The organism is Kribbella sp. NPDC031520, assembly GCF_055580825.1.
In genome coordinates, this window is sequence record NZ_JBVIKS010000002.1 from 420822 (window position 1) to 437598 (window position 16777).

General features: G+C 69.5%; 13 protein-coding genes. 3 read left to right on the plus strand and 10 right to left on the minus strand.

Going from position 1 to position 16777, the window contains the following annotated elements:
* Nucleotides 1-12: 12 nt before the first annotated feature.
* The 3 genes from ACZ5BU_RS10720 to ACZ5BU_RS10730 are packed head-to-tail and all read left to right on the plus strand — an operon-like array spanning nt 13 to nt 4103.
* Entirely contained in the window at nt 13-1050 is a 1038-nt protein-coding gene (locus tag ACZ5BU_RS10720) for a lysylphosphatidylglycerol synthase domain-containing protein (protein ID WP_465697543.1), read from the plus strand.
* A 49-nt stretch (nt 1051-1099) separates the two neighbouring features.
* Nucleotides 1100-2992 carry a hypothetical protein gene (locus ACZ5BU_RS10725; protein WP_465697545.1) on the plus strand — a complete coding sequence of 631 codons (1893 nt, stop codon included), beginning with the start codon at nt 1100-1102 and terminating at the stop codon, nt 2990-2992.
* Between the two features lie 28 nt (nt 2993-3020).
* Nucleotides 3021-4103 carry a S1C family serine protease gene (locus tag ACZ5BU_RS10730; protein WP_465697546.1) on the plus strand — a complete coding sequence of 361 codons (1083 nt, stop codon included), beginning with the start codon at nt 3021-3023 and terminating at the stop codon, nt 4101-4103.
* Here ACZ5BU_RS10730 and glsA read toward each other — a convergent pair.
* The 10 genes from glsA to ACZ5BU_RS10780 all read right to left on the minus strand — a co-directional run bounded on the left by glsA (nt 4097) and on the right by ACZ5BU_RS10780 (nt 16751).
* On the minus strand, nt 4097-5065 hold the full coding sequence (gene glsA, locus ACZ5BU_RS10735; protein WP_465697548.1) for a glutaminase A: 969 nt from the start codon (nt 5063-5065) through the stop codon (nt 4097-4099). The genes ACZ5BU_RS10730 and glsA overlap by 7 nt on opposite strands.
* Before the next feature lies 1 nt (nt 5066).
* Nucleotides 5067-6863: an SLC13 family permease gene (locus ACZ5BU_RS10740; protein ID WP_465697550.1), complete on the minus strand. Its 1797-nt coding sequence runs from the start codon at nt 6861-6863 to the stop codon at nt 5067-5069.
* A gap of 18 nt (nt 6864-6881) precedes the next feature.
* Nucleotides 6882-8549, minus strand: a complete 1668-nt coding sequence (locus ACZ5BU_RS10745) for an AbgT family transporter (protein WP_465697552.1) — start codon at nt 8547-8549, stop codon at nt 6882-6884.
* Nucleotides 8546-10066: a leucyl aminopeptidase family protein gene (locus tag ACZ5BU_RS10750; protein ID WP_465697554.1), complete on the minus strand. Its 1521-nt coding sequence runs from the start codon at nt 10064-10066 to the stop codon at nt 8546-8548. The genes ACZ5BU_RS10745 and ACZ5BU_RS10750 overlap by 4 nt, the downstream gene beginning before the upstream one ends.
* Nucleotides 10067-10080: 14 nt before the next feature.
* Nucleotides 10081-10563: a DUF1269 domain-containing protein gene (locus ACZ5BU_RS10755; protein ID WP_465697556.1), complete on the minus strand. Its 483-nt coding sequence runs from the start codon at nt 10561-10563 to the stop codon at nt 10081-10083.
* Between the two features lie 86 nt (nt 10564-10649).
* Nucleotides 10650-13229 carry a LuxR C-terminal-related transcriptional regulator gene (locus ACZ5BU_RS10760; protein WP_465697557.1) on the minus strand — a complete coding sequence of 860 codons (2580 nt, stop codon included), beginning with the start codon at nt 13227-13229 and terminating at the stop codon, nt 10650-10652.
* Nucleotides 13230-13467: 238 nt separating this feature from the next.
* The gene (gene qcrC / locus ACZ5BU_RS10765) at nt 13468-14322 is read right to left on the minus strand and encodes a cytochrome bc1 complex diheme cytochrome c subunit (RefSeq protein WP_465697559.1); all 855 of its coding nucleotides are present in this window, start codon (nt 14320-14322) and stop codon (nt 13468-13470) included.
* 76 nt (nt 14323-14398) lie between these two features.
* Nucleotides 14399-14617 carry a hypothetical protein gene (locus ACZ5BU_RS10770; protein WP_465697561.1) on the minus strand — a complete coding sequence of 73 codons (219 nt, stop codon included), beginning with the start codon at nt 14615-14617 and terminating at the stop codon, nt 14399-14401.
* A 235-nt stretch (nt 14618-14852) separates the two neighbouring features.
* Nucleotides 14853-16382, minus strand: a complete 1530-nt coding sequence (locus tag ACZ5BU_RS10775) for a GntT/GntP/DsdX family permease (RefSeq protein ID WP_465697563.1) — start codon at nt 16380-16382, stop codon at nt 14853-14855.
* 99 nt (nt 16383-16481) lie between these two features.
* Nucleotides 16482-16751 (minus strand): hypothetical protein, encoded by a 270-nt coding sequence (locus ACZ5BU_RS10780; RefSeq protein WP_465697565.1) that lies wholly within the window; start codon nt 16749-16751, stop codon nt 16482-16484.
* Nucleotides 16752-16777 lie beyond the last annotated feature (26 nt).

Sequence of the window (16777 nt, forward strand, 5' to 3'; positions counted from 1 at the left end):
AAGCTGGGCGGAGTGGCCGACTCTTCGATGCCAACTCCCACCGAAGCGCGGCGGCGGATCCCGAAGCCGCTGCTGCGCCTGGGGCGGGCCGTCCTCGTCGTGGTGGTCGTGTGGCTGCTCCTGCGGTTGATCCGCGGGATCGACTGGAGCCAGGTGGGTCACGCCCTGACCCACCTGACCAGCTGGCAGATCGCCCTCTTGCTGGTCGCCATGGGGGTACGCCGGTTCGTCCTCGCGGCGCCGCTCGCACTGCTCGTGGCGGGACTCAGCGCGTTCCGCGCCATGATCAACGACGTCGCGGCCACCGCCGTCGCAACGATCGCCCCCTCTCCCGGGGATGTGATGATCAGGCTCGCCATGTTGCGGTCCTGGGGTGTTGACGCCAAGGACGCCGCGTCCGGTCTGACGCTCAGCACGTTGCTGTTCTATGTCGCGCGGCTCGCTGCGCCGGTCCTGGGGTTCGTGGTGTTCTGGGCCGCCCGCAGCTTCTACCCGCCGTTCGCGTGGTCCGCCCTGATCTTCGGCGCCGGAGCGGCAGCCCTGCTCGGCGGTCTGCTCTATGCGTTGCGAGCGGAGCGCACAGCCGCGGCACTCGGCCGGCTGCTCGGCCGGCTGCTGAAACGAGTGCGGCCATCCAGTACGGGGCCGGACGCGTGGGCCCAACGGCTCGTGTCCTTCCAGTCGCACAGTGCGGGCACCATGCGGCGCCACGGCCGGCTCGCCATCCTCAGCCTGGTCGCACTGGTCGTGGTGGAGGCCGCCGTACTCCTGCTCTGCCTCACCTTCGTAGGCGTCCCGATGGACGCATCCGTGCTGGTCCTGCTCGGCTGCAGCTTCCTCGTCATCTATCCGCTCACCGGGCTGCCGCTGATGGGTGCGGGGGTGCTCGAGGCGGCGTACGTGACGTTCGTGTCCGAGCACAGCGAGGTCGAGGCGACGACCCTGATGGCCGGGCTGCTCGTGTGGCGGGTCGCGGTTCAGCTGGTGCCCGTCCTCGTCGGCCTGCTCGCGATCGTGGTCTGGCGCCGCGTCAGCCCGGCGGTCACCTGAAATGGGTGACCCGGTGGCATCCGTCCGGAGAACCGTCACGTTCGCCGTCATGACAGCGATCGTCATGGGCATCTCCGGCCGGGCCGCCGCCGCGGACGACCCGGACGATGCCGCGGCGCGCCGGCTGGCCGATCGCTACGCCCCCGTGGTCCGGATGCAGCAGGACGCGCCGCGGTGCGACGAGGGCGAACAGTTCCAGCCGACGGACGTCAACGCCGTACTCGGCAATCAGCAGGTCGCGCTGCGCGGCCCCTGGCAGCCGGCCGATCTCGTCAAGATCCAACCTCGGGCAGCTGATCTCCTGCTCGGCTACCCCGGTCACTTCCTGGACTTCCCGGGCGATCCGCTGCGCCCCGGCTGCGACTACGCCGAGTGGTCGAAACGGATCAACGCCACGCACCCGTCGACCGTGTACGCCCACGTGGTCTCTGACCCCGGGTTCCCCGGTCAGCTGTCCCTGGAGTACTGGTTCTTCTACATCTTCAACGACTACAACAACACCCACGAAGGCGACTGGGAGTCGATCCAGCTCGTCTTCGACGTCGCGACCCCGCAAGCCGCGCTGACGACCCAGCCGCAGGCGGTTGGCTATAGCCAGCACGGCGGCGCCGAGCGGGCGCGCTGGGGCGACGCGAAGCTCGAGCTCGCCGACGGGACCCATCCCGTCGTCTACCCGGCGGCCGGATCGCACGCCAACAAGTATGGGCAGCGCCTCTACCTCGGGCGCGGCTCGGAGGGCCTGGGCTGCGACGACACCACCAGGCCGCAGGAGGCGATCAACCCGACGGTCGACTACGTTCCGATGAAGCAGGCGGACTACCTGAAGGAGTATCCCTGGCTGGCGTTCCAGGGCCGATGGGGCGAGCGGCAGCGGTCGTTCTTCGACGGTCCGACCGGTCCGAACATGAAGAGGTCATGGACCGCGCCGATCCAGGACGCCGAGTCGACCTGGCGCGACGACAGTACCGTCGTACCGGCCGGCGCCTTGCTCGGACCCAGCAGCACGGGCGTCTTCTGCGCCGCGGTCGGGACCGGGTCGAACCTGCTCCGCGAGACCCTCGACCGGACCTGGCTGCTCGGCCTGCTGCTCGTCGTACTCGTCGTCCTGGTCTGGTTCGCGGCGAGCCGGACGCGGTGGACCGACGCCGACCCGCTCCCCGCGCGGCGACGCCGGGCCTGGGGTCAGGCGGTGGTCTCCGCGATCCGCCTGTTCCGGGTACGGCCCGGCCTGTTCGGTGGGTTCGCTCTTGCCTTCGCCGTGCTGGGCCTGGTCACGGTGAGCCTGGCCGAGCTGCAAGCGGCTCGGCGGGACGCCCCGACCGACCTCGGCGCACCGACCGGGAACGCGACCGGCTTCTGGGCGACACTCCTCGCGCTCGCGGTCACGATCGTCACGATCGCGACGTACACCGTTCTCCTGGGCGCCGTGATCCGGACTCTCGACCAGCTCGATCGCGGGGTGCCGGTGACGGCGTCGGCCGCGCTCCGCCACCTGACCACGATCCGGCGCCCGCTCGCCCGCGCGGCCACGCAGTACGTCGTCGTGCTGTTCGTGCTGACGATCTTCGTCGCGACCATTCCGGCGGCCGTGTACTACGCCGTCAGTCGCGCGTTCGTCGTCCAGGTCGTGGTCGCGGAGCACTGCCCCGGCGGTACGGCGTTGCGTCGCAGCCGGCAGCTGGTCCAGCGCCGGTGGTGGCGGACCGCCGTACCGCTGACTCTCGTCGTCGGTCTCGGCCTGGCCGTCGGTCCGATCGCCGGAATCGTCCTGCTGCTGGCCACCGACTGGTCACCGACGCTGATCAACGTACTGTCGTCGATCCTCTTCGCGCTGGCGATGCCGATCGCGGCCGCGGCCGTCGCGTACCTCTACTTCGACCGGGCCGCCGCCGGACCGCAGTCACCCGGATCGGGGGAGCTGTCGGCCGCCGCACGACCCTAGTCTCGGGACGGCTAGGAGGGAGGCCGAGATGCCCCGCTTCCGGCGCGAGTGGCTGCTGCCGATCGCCGCAGGAGTGGTCGCGGGTGCCCTCGTCACAGCGCTGATCTTCGTCGCGGTGCGACCCAAAGGCAGTACGGCGGGCGCGCCGCCGAACTCGGTGGATCCGAACAAGGCGATGTGCGCCGCGATCCCGGTGGCGAACCAGGTGCTGCCGTCGGTCGTCACGATCTCGGCGCAGCGTGGCGCTCAGGCGGGTACCGGGTCCGGGCAGATCATCGAGGACGGCGGCTACATCCTCACCAACGACCACGTCATCTCGGTCGCGGTCGCCGGCGGCAGCGTGTCGGTCCAGTACAGCGACGGCCGTACTTCGGGCGCCACGATCGTCGGGCGCGATCCGAGTACCGACCTCGCCGTACTCAAGGCTGCCGATGACGCCAAGAGCCTGCCGGTGATCGCGATCGGCTCCTCCAAGACGTTGCAGGTCGGACAGCCTGTGATCGCGCTCGGCGCTCCCCTGGGACTCAACAGCACCGTCACCTCCGGCATCGTCAGCGCACTCGACCGGTACGTGCCGGTGCCGGGCGAGGGCGTCGTCCACCACCTGATCGGCGCCATCCAGACCGACGCGGCGATCAACCCTGGCAACAGTGGCGGTGCGCTCGTCGACTGCACCGGTCACCTGGTCGGCGTCAACGCCGCGATCGCCACCGTGCCGAACGCCGTCGGGGTCAGCGGCGGCGGGAGCGTCGGGCTCGGCTTCGCGATCCCGATCGATCTGGCGAAGCCGATCGCCGATCAGCTGATCGCGACCGGCAAGCCGGGCCACCCGACCACCGGGCTGCAGGTGCAGGAGATTCCGCCGGCGATCGCCAAGTCCTCGGGTGCGCCGGCCGGCCTGTTCGTACTCGCGGTCGACGCCGGAGGCCCGGCAGCGAAGGCTGGTCTGAAGGCGGGCGACATCATCACCGCGATCGACGGCCAGACCGCGGTCAGCAGCGAGCAGATCGTGGTCGCGACCTTGACCCGCAAGGCCGGCGACACCCTGGACCTGAAGTATCAACGGGCGGGTACGGCAGCCAGCGCCACACTGACCCTCGCCGCTCAGTGAGCTGGATGAGAAGCCAGCAGATCCAGTCCGAGCTCCCGGGCCAGGAACTCCGCGGCCAACCGCCCTTTCACGCTGTTCCCGGCTCGATCCAGCCGCGGCCCGAACGTGCCCAGCGCACCCTTGCCCGGCGAGACGGTCACCATGCCACCGCCGATCCCGCTCTTGCCAGGAACCCCGACGTCGAGCAGCCAGTCCCCCGACGTCTCGTACAGACCGGCGATCGTCATTACCGCCAGCGTCACCCGGGCAACGTCGGCATCCACCACCCGCCGACGGGTCGTCGGACACACCCCGCCGTCGGCCAGCGTCGCTCCCATCGCCGCCAGGTCCGCCGCGGTGACGGACAAGCAACTCTGCCTGGTATAGAGCTCGGTTGCCTCAATCGGGTCCCCGGCCAGACCGCCGACGCTGCGCAGCAGCGCGGCGAACGCCCGGTTCCGGTGGTTCGTCGCCAGCGCCGAGTCGAGTACGTCGTCGTCCAGCGCGAGCTCCCGCCCGGCGAAGCGCGACAACCCGTCGACGATGAACTGCCAGCGAGCATCCACCGAGCCACCGGGCGTGAGGCTGGTCGTGGCGATCGCGCCCGCGTTCACCATCGGATTCGTCCGGCCCGCCGATGACTGCTCGACCGCCTTCACCGAGTTGAACGGCAGCCCGGTCGCGTTGACTCCGACGAGCTTGCGTACGGCGTCGAGGCCCACCGCTTGACACGTCAGCGCGAACACGAACGGCTTCGCGACGCTCATGATCGTGAACGCCCGGCGCGACTCCCCCACCTCGAACAAGCGCCCGTCGACGGCCGCGACACACAGCCCGAACGACTCCGGATCGACCTCGGCCAGCGCGGGATAGACATCACTCACCGAACCGTCATCGACAACCCGGAAGCGTTCGTACGCCGCCTGGACCAGCTCGGTGACGGTGACCGCCGCCGGCAGCCCGCCCGTGGACACGTACCGCATGTCAGAACGACCAGACCAGCGGGATCACGATAATTGCCGTGAGCAACCACCAGGCCAGGACCGGCAGACCCAGCTTCCAGTAGTCGCCGAAGCGGTAGCCCGCGGGGCTCATGATCATCATGTTCGCCGGCGTCGAGATGGGCGTCAGCAGCGAGGCCGCACCCGCGACCGCGATCAGCATCAGCACCGGGCGTACCGACGTACCGGTCCCGTGGGCGGCCGCCACCGCGATCGGCACGACGATCAGCACGGTCGCCGTGTTGCTCACCACCTGGCCGAGCGCGGCGGTCACCAGAAACAGCGCGAGCAGCAACAGGTACGGGCGGCCAGGCCCGACCGCGTCGATGATCAGGTCGGCGATCCGGTCGGCGCCACCGCTGGACCGGATCGCCCCCGACAACGGGATCAGGGCGCCGATCAGTACGACGATCTGCCACGAGATCGCGCGGTACGCCTGCGCCGGCCGGACGACCTTGGTCAGCACCATCGCCAGCGCGGCGAGCAGGCCGGCCATCGCGGGCGGTACGGCGCCGGTCGCGAGCAGCACGACCATCGCGGCGAGGATCGCGACGGCGACCGACGCCTTCGGTCCCCACGGCACGGCCTGGCGGCGAACGAGTTCTGGCGAATCCACCAGCAGGATGTCTCGATCTCGGGTGAGCTCGTCCAGCGCCGTCCAGGCGCCGTGCACGAGCAGCGCGTCCCCTTCGGCCAGCTGGGTCGGTTTGCTGCCGCGATCCTTGCCCATCCGCTGCACAGCGACGATGACCAGGTCAGGTCCGCGGTGCATCCCCGGAAACACGGTCTCACCGACCAAGGACGACCGCGGCGGGATCACCGCCTCGACCACGCCCGCCTCCCGGGTCAGCAGGTCGTCGACCTGGGCCGGCGCCATACTGACCGCGAGCCGCGACTCGACGGTCAGGTTGCTCACCTGGTCCTTCGGCCCGGTCACCACCAGTACATCGTCGACAGCTAGCGCGGCGTCGGCACGGTACCGCCCCTGCCCGTCCTGCACGCCGACGATCGAAACACCCGGGAACGGCGTCAGGTCCAGCTCGGACACTCCTCGGCCGAGCAGCGGCGACAACTCACGAACACGCAGCCGGTAGAACCCGTCGGCGAGCGCGTAGTGAAGGTCGAGCGTCTTCGCGTGCAGCGCGAGATCCACCGCCGGATGCGCGGGTCGCGCCGCCGGCAGCAAGCGGGGGCCGAGGAGGACCGAGATGGCGATGGTGCCGACGACGAGCGGCACCCCGACCAACGCGAACGAGAAGAACGAGAACGCGCCCTCGCCGGCATCGGCCGACGCCTCGGAGACGATGATGTTGACGGGCGTTCCGGTCAGCATCAGCAGCGCGCCCGCGCTCCCCGCGAACGTCAGGGGCATCAGCATCCGCGACGGCGGCTGACCGATGCGCAGCGCGAGCATCACCACCAGTGGCAGGAGGGCCGCGACCGCGCCGTTCAAGGTGATCAGGGCCGACAACACCGCACACAGGGCGGTGACCGCGATCAGCAGACGGGTCCGCGTCGTTCCGGCGTACCGTACGATCGTCTGACCGGCCCAGGCGGTGACGCCGGTCGAGTCGATGCCCTCGCTGACCACGAAGAGCGTGGCGATGAAGATCACCACCGGGTCCCCGAAACCCGCGATCACCTCGGTGAATCCGAGGACGCCGGTCGCCCACAGCGCGAGGGCGGTGAGTACGGCGACCACATCGACAGGCAGCCGGTTCCACACGAACACGGCGACGGCGAGCCCGAGGATGATCAGGCTCAGCGTTCCGTCATCCATGGCACCCGGTCCCCACTCCTAGCCGAGGTGGACCGGGGCGCCGGGACCCCACGGAATCCCGATCAGGTACCACGCGACGTAGAACAGGGTCCACGCGACCAGGACGATGCCGGTGTACGGAAGCATCATCGACACCACGGTCCCGAGGCCGGCCTTCTTCCGGTACCGCTGGCAGACCAGCACGATGAACGGCAGGTACACCATCAGCGGCGTGATCACGTTCGCCGGCCCGTCGCCGACCCGGTACGCCGCGACCACCGTCTGCGGCGCGATGCCGAGCCGGTAGAACAGCGGGATGAAGATCGGCGCCAGGATCGCCCACTTCGGGATCACGCCGGGCATGATGAGGTCGATCACGAACACCAGCAGGATGAAGCCGATCAGCAGCGGCAGCGCTCCGATGTCGGCCTTCTCGAGCAGGTCGGCCAGCCCGGTCGCGGCCAGCGTCGACATCTTCGTGTAGTTGAAGTAGGCAATGAACTGCGCGATCAGCAGCATCAGGAAGATCAGTCCGCCGAGCCCGTTGAAGGTCTTGACGATCGCGTTGATGACGTTCGTGCTGCCGGTCAGTGACTTCGCGCCGCGCCCGTACCCGAGACCGGCGGCGAGGAACAGCATCGAAATGATGAAGAGCAGGCTGCTCATGAACGGCGAGGACCCGAAGATCTCCCCGGTGTCAGGGTTGCGCAGCGGTGCCTTGGGGATGAAGGTCAGGGCCGACACGATGGCGACGGCGACCAGCAGGTAGTAGACCGACCACCGCAGCCCGCGCGACTCCAGCGCCATCTCCTCCTCGGTGGCGTGGTGCTCGACCGGCGCGTCGGACGGCGCCTCGGCCGGGTCGTACTTGCCGAGCCGCGGCTCCAGCAGCCGCTCAGTGATCACGGTCATCACCAGGGCGCAGAACAGCGTCGCGGCGACGCTGAAGTAGAAGTTGTGCGTGACGTTCAGGTGCACGCCGGGCGCGACCAGACCGATCGTCTCGTTCGTCACCTCGGTGATGATGCCGTCCGCCGGGGTGATCAGGATGTTGACGAAGAAGGCCGCGCTGACCCCCGCGTACGCCGCCGCGATGCCCGCCAGCGGATGTCGCCCCAGCGAAGCGAAGGCGGCCGCACCCAGCGGGATCAGGACCAGGTACCCGGCGTCCGAGGCCACGCTGGAGATACCGCCGAGGAGCACGATGATGAACGTGATCAACGCTTTCGGTGCGACCTTCACCATCTTCCGGATCAGCGCGGCGATCAGGCCGGCTTCCTCGGCGACGCCGACCCCGATCATCGCGACCAGGATCACCGCGACGACCCCGAAGTCGTTGAAGTTCTGGACGGCGGTGGTGAAGATGAACCGGATACCGTCACCGGTCAGCAGACTCTCGGCCTTGATCGTCTCGTGCTTCACCGTGTAGTCCGGGATCGCCGGCGCCGGTGGCGCGTCGTTGCCCGCGACACTCGTACCCTGCGGGTACTCCGGGGCGACCTGGACCGTCGCGGGTTCGGCGACCTCGGTCGTGACGCTGGTGCCGGCCCAGGACAGGATCTGGGACAGCACGATCACGATGACGATCAGCGCGAGGAAGATCAGCGCCGGGTGCGGGACCTTGTTGCCGACGCGTTCGACGCCGTCCAGGATCCGTTGCATCGCGCCGGGCTTGCCGGGCTTCTCGTCGACCGTCTTCGCGTTCATTGCTGCGCCTCTGCGGCCGCAGGACGGTCGAATGCGCGGGCGAACTCGATCAGCAGCTTCGTGCCGAAACCGCTCGCGCCCTTGTTCCGCCACGTCCGTGGCGCCGGCAGTTGGGCCGTACCGGCGATGTCGACGTGGGCCCACGGACGACCGGCGACGAACTCCTCGAGGAACAGCGCGGCGGTGATGGAGCCGGCGTTGATGCCGCCCATGTTGGTCAGGTCGGCGATGGACGAGTCGAGCTGCGTACGGTACGGGCGGTGCAGCGGGAGCTCCCAGACCGGCTCGTCGACGGCCTCACCGGCGCGCCGCAACTGCTCCACGACGGCCTTGTCGTTCCCCATCACGCCGGCGAGCTCGACCCCGAAGGTGCGCAGGCACGCGCCCGTCAGGGTGGCGATGTCGACGACGGCGTCGACCGGCTCCTCGGTCGCCAGTGCGAGGGCATCGGCCATCACGAGGCGCCCCTCGGCGTCGGTGTTCAGCACCTCGACCGTCAGCCCGTTGCGCATCCTCAGTACGTCGCCGAGCTTCATGGCCGACCCGGACGGCATGTTGTCGGTGCACATCAGGTAGCCGGTGACAGCCGTCGTACAGCGCAGCGCCTTCAGTGCCGTCATCGAGGCGAGCACAACCGCGGCGCCGGTCATGTCGTTCTTCATCTGGGCGTGCGACTCGTCGCTCGGCTTCAGGCTGATGCCGCCCGAGTCGTACATGATGCCCTTGCCGACAAAGGCGATCCGGCCGGTCGGCTCGTCCGGTTGATACCGCAGCCTGATCATCCGCGGCGGCTCCACGCTGCCACGGTTGACGCCCAGCAGTCCCCCGCAGCTCAGCTCGATCAGTTGGTCCTTGCCGAAGACCTCCACCTGCAGGCCTGCCGCCGCTCCGACCTCCTCCGCGACATCGGCCATCCGGGTCGCCGACAGCGTGCTCGCCGGGCAGTTGGCCAGGTCACGGCCCAGGCAGTACGCCGCTGCGATCACGCGACCGCGTTCGACTCCGGCGGCGACCTCATCGGCGTCCGCGTCGGAGGCCACCACCAGCAGCGACTCGAGCAATGGGTCGTCGCCGCTCTTGCCGACGAAGTACCGCCAACGGGCCAGCAGCACGCCTTCGGTCACCGCCTGGGCGAAGTCGCCGGCGGAGACCCCGACGTCCCGGGACGGAACCTCGATCGCGAGCCGCTTGTGCCAAGGGACAGCCCGGGCGAACTCGGCGGCCAGGTCCCGAACGAGCGTGACGTCCAACCGGTCCGGCGTACCGGTGCCGACCGCGACGCGGACCGGGCCGTCCGTCGTCGGCCTGACGAGCGTCTCGCCGCGCTGGGCGGTGAAGCCCGCCGAGGCCAGAGCGGCCGCGTCGGCGCCGAGCTCGTCAGCTGGTTCCGCTCCGGCGGCGACCGGAACGGCGAGCGCGTCCGCCTCGTCCATCGCTTGTTTCAGGCTGCCGACGGCGACGGCCGGCCGGTACCGCGTCGAGGGAATCGGATCGAAGTCGTCCGGGATCGTGTTCACGAGACCTACCCCCGTCAGCTCTGCAGCGCCTGGACGAGCTCCTCCTCGCGCTCCTTGGTCAGGTTCGTCTGGATGATCGTCGGGCCGTACGGCTTGAGCGCGTCGACGACCCGGTCCACGGTGGCCGACCGGGCCAGCAGGAACACGGCGGCGTGGTCTTCCTGCAGTTGCCGGCCGACCTCCTTGATCAGCTGGTCGCTGATACCGACGTCGGTGAGCTTGCCGGCGATCGCGCCACTGGCCGCACCGACGGCGAAACCCGCCAGCGGGTTCAGGAAGATCAGGCCGATCAACGTGCCCCAGAGTGCTCCGCCGGCCGCACCGTGGGCGGTCAGGTTCATGGTCTGCTGGATCCGCACCTTGCCCTTGCTGTCCTTGTAGGCGATGGCGGCGTCCTCACGCTGCAGCAACTCCTGCTTGGCCAGTTCGTCGGTCAGCTGGAGCACGCGTTCGGCGTCCTCGCGACTGTCCAGACCGAGCACCACCAGATGGGTCATGACGGATTCCTCCAGGGGGAAGGCGCCTCGCGGCGCACGCTGAACGCCTCATCCCACCAACCGCCCCGACGCGCGTCCTCCTCCGTTTAGGGTGACTTTGCCAGCCCGGTACTGCGGGCAACCCGGAGCGCGGCGGACCGCTTCTCCACCCCCAGCTTGCGATAGAGCGACATCAGGTGCGTCTTCACGGTGTTCTCGGTGATGAACAGCGCCTCGGCGATCTCGCCGTAGGAGTTGCCGAGGGCGAGCTGGTCGAGCACCTCCGCCTCCCGTACCGTCAGCCGGATGTGAGCTCCGTTCACCACCGCGTCGAGGCGACGCGGAGGCGGGCTGTTCGCGTTCGGCCTCGACCGGGCCAGCAGCGTCGTACCACCCGACTCGCTCCACGCGGCGCGGTGATCGGACAGCTTCCGCAGCGCGAACGCCGCGAACGGATGCGGATTCGGGCCGGCGACGTGCCTGCGCAACTCGTCGAGGAACGCCGGTTCGTGCCCGGCCGGGATCAGGGCGTGCAGCATCCGCTGCGGAGCGACCCGGTTCAGCGTGTCGACCAGCGAGGCTTCGGCGATCGACGTGTCGGCCGCCCGGGCCAGCAGCACGGTGCGGAACGAGGCCGCCGCCGAGGCCAGCGGCGGGTAGCTGCCACCGGCGTCCAGTACCTCGTCGATCAGGGCCGCGGTCGCCTGTGGCTCACCCCGGCTGATCGTCAGCATGGCGCGGACGAGCTCGGCCTCCGACCTGTTCCCGGTCCGATCGAGTTCGCCGAGCTGGGTCGCGATGCCGCTCTGGTCTCCGAGCAGCGCCGCCAGCCGGAAGCGCAGCAGCGCCAGGTCGCGGGACAGGAACGACGGCAACGGTCCGACCGCCTCGGGCTCGGTCGTCAGCGCCGTCGACGCGTCGTCGAGGTGGCCGCTCTCGATCAGGAGTACGCCCCGCAGTACCGCGCGCAACCCCGCGACGACAGTGTCCGAGCCCGCCACCTCCGACTCGGCCAGCTGCCCGTACCAGCGCCACGCGGCCTCCAGGTCCAGCTCACTCAGGGCCGCGAATCCCAGCACGACAGCCACGCGTACGGCGTACTCGGGTGGCAGGCCATCGTCTCCGGCCACCTCGAGAGCGGCTCGCGCCGACTCGGCCGCGTTCTGCACCTGACCGCGGACGTACTGCACGACCGCTCGATGTGCCAAGCCACCACCGATCAGGCGTACGTGGCCGGCCATCCGCGCGGTGACGATCGCCTCGTCCACGTGCTCGAGTGCTCGGTCGAGATCGTCGGACCAGGTCTCCGCGGCGGCGAGCTCGATCAGCAGCCAGGCCAGCCGCTCGGCGCCGAGCACCGTCCGATGCCGATCGGCGCCGTTGGCCGGGTCCGTCGCCAGTAGTGATCGCGTGCGGTCGATCGCTGCCCGTACGTCGTGCCAGCCGTACCGGGACTCCCACAGATGCAGCAGCGCAATGTCGGCCTGCAACGCATCGTCGTCCGGAGTGCCGTCCGTTCTTGGCGTCAGCTGGTCGGCCGACGCCGCATCCATGACCGCGCCCGCGACATCACCGCTGACCCGCCGGAGGAGTCCGCGAACACCGACCAGATGCGGATGATCGGCGACGAAGTTGTCCGGGATGGCCTCGAAGGCCGCCGCGATCAGACCGGCCTCGCCGGCGGCCAGCAGCTCCGGCCCGTGGACGAGCAGGATCCGGGCTATCAGGGCGGGATCGTCGGCGCCCAGGGCACTGCGGAGCGCGGCGCCGCCGTCGCCACGGTTCTCGTAGTACCGCGCCGATCGGTGCTGGGCGGCCACGACGATCCGCGCGTCCTCGGAGTCGGCGGCCGCCCGCCGGCGGAGCAACTCGACCAGCAAGGGGTGATAGCGATACACGGTGTCCCCGGCTGAGGCGCCCGAGCCACCTGCGTACGCCGTCACCAGCAGACCGCTGCCCGCCAGCTCCGCCAGCATCGCGCCGGACTCCGGGTCGCCGCTCAGCATCGTCGCCAGCCGACCGGTCACCGATCCGGCGCCGAACGTGCTCAGCAGCATCGCCTGGACCCGCGTGTCCAAGGTGCTGAACGTCTCCCCGAGGAGCAGGTCGAGCACCGGCTGCTGGTTGACCAACGGCCAAACAGCGTCACCGGACGCCGCGAGCGTCCGGGCCGCGAGCACCAGGGCCGCGGCCCAGCCGGCCGTGTTCCGCTGGAACAGCTGCACGTCTTCCGGTGTTGCCTTGCCGGCATGCGAGCGCACCAGTTCGGTCGCCTCGGCATCGGTGAAGCGCAGATCCCCCGACCGCAAGGTCAGCGCGAGTCCCCGCAACCCCAGTTCCGATACCGGCAGCGGCAGGTCGTACCGGCTGGCCAGGACCACCCGGATCGGGTCCGGCGCCTTCCGCAGTACGCCTGACAGCTCCGCGACGGTGTCCGGCGGCAGCAGGTGCGCGTCGTCGATCACGATCGGATCCGTCGGTACGCCGGCGGCGGCCTGTTCGAGGGCGTGTTCCAGCGCCTCCGGTTCCTGCCCGGGGACCCACACCACCGCGTCGCCTGACTGCCGCCGACGCGCCACCCAGTCGGACAGCAACACCGTCTTGCCGGTGCCGGCCGGTGCCACCAGCATCGTCAGCGTCGAGCGGACGCCGAGATCGAGCGCCGCATGCAGCCGCTGCCGGCTCACGAGAGTCAGCGGCGGTCGCGGGATTCCGCCCGTGCTCCGGCCACGGTCCGCACGCCCAGGCATCGGGGTAGTCACCCTCGTCGCCCCTCCCCTGGCCGACGTCCCACGTTTCTTGACCGATATCACGTGGTCTTGAAGTGCCGGTTGCCCAAATCACGAGACTAACGGGCGCCGGTGGATTATGGCAGAGGCCGGATCGACTTTCGGCCGGTCAAGCGTTGTATTGAAGGGCATTGCCCTACTGCCGCTTCGGTGGCCGGCCGACCCGGGGCACGCGGGCGCCGATCCACACCGCGACCGCGACGAGCAGGCCGATACCCACCAGCCATCCCCACAGGCCTTCGGACACCGGCCCGAGCCGGCCGAGCGGGAATCCGCCCGGGTCCTTCGCCTGTTGCAGGCTGACCACATAGGCGATGATCGCGCGTTTGTCCTGAGGAAGTAGGACGTCATCGGAGAAGACCGGCATCTGCTGGGGGCCGGTCAGCATCGCCAGATAGATGTTCCTGGGCGAGGTGCCCATCAGCGACGGCGCATAGCGGCCGTTCGGGAGTGCGCCGCCGCGGCCGGCGAAGTTGTGGCAGGCCGTACAGTTCGTCCGGAACAGCTCACCGCCCCGGGCGATCTCGGCCTGCGGCACCTTGCTCACGTCGTACGAGTCCGCAGGGGGCACAGCGGGCCCGGGCGCCAGCGACGCGATGTACGCCGCCAGCGCCGCGATCTCCTGCTCGGTGTAAACCGGCGGCTTCTGCGGGATCTGGGCGTTGGTCTGGGCGGCCGGCATCCGCCCGGTACCGACCTGGAAATCGACCGCGGCCGCACCGACACCGATCAGCGACGGGCCGGCAACGCGTCCCTCGCCGGTCGTGCCACCCTCGGCGTGCAGACCGTGGCAACTCGAGCAGCCGACCGCGAACAACCGGCGGCCTTCCTCGATCTGCTGCGACTGCGGACCGTCCGCACCGGCCGCGTCGTTCGGCGCCAGTACGGCGTACGCCAGGCCGACCGTCACGAGCGCGGCGCCGACTACTACGGCTCTCGCGAGTGCATGCCGACGCAGCGGTCGTCGAATCCTGACGTCCGCACCGTCCATCACCCACCTCCCGCCGCCGCGCGACCAGCAGACCTGACCCGGCGCCGGCTGAGATCCCCCGATTCGGGCGAGATCGTCAGCGGGCGTCGCGCTCGGCCTGGCGACGAGCGCCGGCTGCCCGGGTCGAGGCGTCCTTCTTCAGTCCACCGGTGGTCTTCGTCGCCCGGGGACGCTTCGTGGCGTCCGGCACGGGACGGTCGACGGTCAGCGCCGAAGTCCCGGCAACCTGCGAGCCTTTGGAGCTGGGCGAGGCGTTGGAGCGCGCTGCTGCGAGCCGTTCGCTGCGCAGTTCCATCGATGCTCGCCTGGCGACCGTCGCCACCTCCCGGCTGACCTGCGCCAGCACCAACTCGAACAGTTCCGCCTTGTCCCGGTCCCGCTAGCAGCTTCAACGCGTCCCGCTCGGTCTCCGCGACCAGCAATCGCTCGGCTTCCGTCAATGAGTTCAACAGCCCTTGATTCATGACAGTCTCCTCGGCCCAACGGCAGCCTACCTCGCCATATCGTTGCCGCCAGCAACCAGCACGAGGTCAAAGGAAGGTGGAGAGCAGCAGGGTCATGGCGAGACCCATGATCGAGATGACGGTCTCCATCACCGACCAGGTCTTGATGGTCTCGCCAACGGTCATCCCGAAGTACTCCTTGACCAGCCAGAACCCGGCGTCGTTGACGTGCGAGAAGAACAGCGACCCGGCACCGATCGCGAGCACCACCAGCGCGATGTGACTCGTACTCAGCCCGCCCGCGAGCGGGGCGACGATACCGGCGGCCGTGACCGTGGCGACCGTTGCGGAACCCGTGGCGAGCCGGATCAGGACGGCGACGATCCAGCCGAGGAGCAAGGCCGACAGGTTCGCGGCGATCGCGATCTTGGCGATCGCCGTACCGGTGCCGCCGTCCACCAGGACCTGCTTGAACCCGCCGCCGGCGCCGACGATCAGCATCACGCCCGAGATCGGCAGCAGGCTCTCGCCGATCTTCCGGCTCAGTTCCGGTACGCCGAAACCGACCGCGGTCCCGAACGTGTACATCGCGAGCAGTACGGCGATCAGCAGCGCGACGACCGGGTCGCCGATGAACTGCAGCACCGGGTAGATCGCGTTGTCCTTGCTCATCCAGACGTCGGACGCGGCCTTGATCAGCATCAGCACGACCGGGAGGAGAACCGTGCTCAGTGTCGCCGCGAAGCTCGGCGTACCGGTCCGGACCGTGCCCGGCGCGCTCCCCTGGGCTGTCCCCTGGACGGTGCCTTGCGGAGCGGCGTGCTGCGGGTTGTGCGGTTCAGCGGTGGGTGTGCTGTGCGTCCCGTCCTGCGTCCGCTCCGGCTCGGAGTCGTGGTGGCCGGAGCCGACCTCGAGCGCGGCGCCCGCGGCACCGATCGGGACCCACTTCGCGGCCAGCCGGCCGAACAACGGACCGGCGACGATCACGGTCGGGATCGCGACCAGCAGCCCGAGCGCGAGCGTGATGCCGACGTTGCCCTTCAGTACGCCGATCGCGGCCAGCGGACCGGGGTGCGGTGGTACGAACCCGTGCAGTACGGACAGGCCGGCCAGCGCCGGGATACCGAGGAGCATCGCGCGCGCACCGGTACGCCGTACCGCGAGAACGACCACCGGGATCAGCAGCACGAGGCCGATCTCGAAGAACATCGGGATGCCGATGATGAACGCGATCAGCGCCATCTTCCACGGCAACCCACCGGATCTGCCGCGCAGCAGCGTGTCGACGACCTGGTCGGCCCCACCGGAGTCGGCCAGCAGTTTGCCGACCATCGCGCCCAGCGCGATCAGTACGCCGACGTACCCGAGGACGCTGCCGACGCCGTTCTCGTACGACTTCGTGACGGCACCGGCGCCGATCCCGGACGCCACCCCGACGAACAACGCGCCGATCGTCAGCGACAGGAACGCATGCACCTTCAGCGCGACGATCAGCACCACGATGATCGCGATACCGACCACCGCCATGATCAGCACCCGGGTGTCGTGCCCGTTCCAGGGCGCATGAACATCCGCCTCGGCCACCAGCGGAAGACCGACTTCGTAAGCGAGACTCATAGCACTCCACCGCTCTCCGGTCGCTACCAGTACCCCCTCTCCCGCAGTCTCCCACCAACCCGCGGATTATGCGGGTCGGCGCGGCGCACACCCGCGCACTCAGTTGCCGGTACCCCTGAGCAAACCGTCGAGAACCTCGGCTGCTTCGTCGTAGCCGGCGTCGGCTATGCGCTGCAGTTCTCGGAGGTCTTTCACGGCTGCGGCTCGTTTTGTGAGGAGTTCGCCGGCGTGTTGGCTGCCTTCGTCAAGGAGGTCGCTCAGCTCCTGTACGTCGTCCGCAGCCTCGGCCAGGTCGGCGAGTTGGTCGAGGGCGCGTTCGTTGCCCTCGTCGGCGAGGGCGCGCAGGGTTTCGCGGTCGAAGGTCGTCATCCGGCGAGCCTGTCGCCTTGCCCCAG

Coding starts and splice junctions, on each gene's coding strand:
- ACZ5BU_RS10725 (WP_465697545.1), top strand. CDS start 1,100: ATGACAGCGATCGTCATGGGCATCTCCGGCCGGGCCGCCGCCGCGGAC.
- ACZ5BU_RS10730 (WP_465697546.1), top strand. CDS start 3,021: ATGCCCCGCTTCCGGCGCGAGTGGCTGCTGCCGATCGCCGCAGGAGTG.
- glsA (WP_465697548.1), bottom strand. CDS start 5,065: ATGCGGTACGTGTCCACGGGCGGGCTGCCGGCGGCGGTCACCGTCACC.
- ACZ5BU_RS10740 (WP_465697550.1), bottom strand. CDS start 6,863: ATGGATGACGGAACGCTGAGCCTGATCATCCTCGGGCTCGCCGTCGCC.
- ACZ5BU_RS10745 (WP_465697552.1), bottom strand. CDS start 8,549: ATGAACGCGAAGACGGTCGACGAGAAGCCCGGCAAGCCCGGCGCGATG.
- ACZ5BU_RS10755 (WP_465697556.1), bottom strand. CDS start 10,563: ATGACCCATCTGGTGGTGCTCGGTCTGGACAGTCGCGAGGACGCCGAA.
- qcrC (WP_465697559.1), bottom strand. CDS start 14,322: ATGGACGGTGCGGACGTCAGGATTCGACGACCGCTGCGTCGGCATGCA.
- ACZ5BU_RS10770 (WP_465697561.1), bottom strand. CDS start 14,617: ATGGAACTGCGCAGCGAACGGCTCGCAGCAGCGCGCTCCAACGCCTCG.
- ACZ5BU_RS10775 (WP_465697563.1), bottom strand. CDS start 16,382: ATGAGTCTCGCTTACGAAGTCGGTCTTCCGCTGGTGGCCGAGGCGGAT.
- ACZ5BU_RS10780 (WP_465697565.1), bottom strand. CDS start 16,751: ATGACGACCTTCGACCGCGAAACCCTGCGCGCCCTCGCCGACGAGGGC.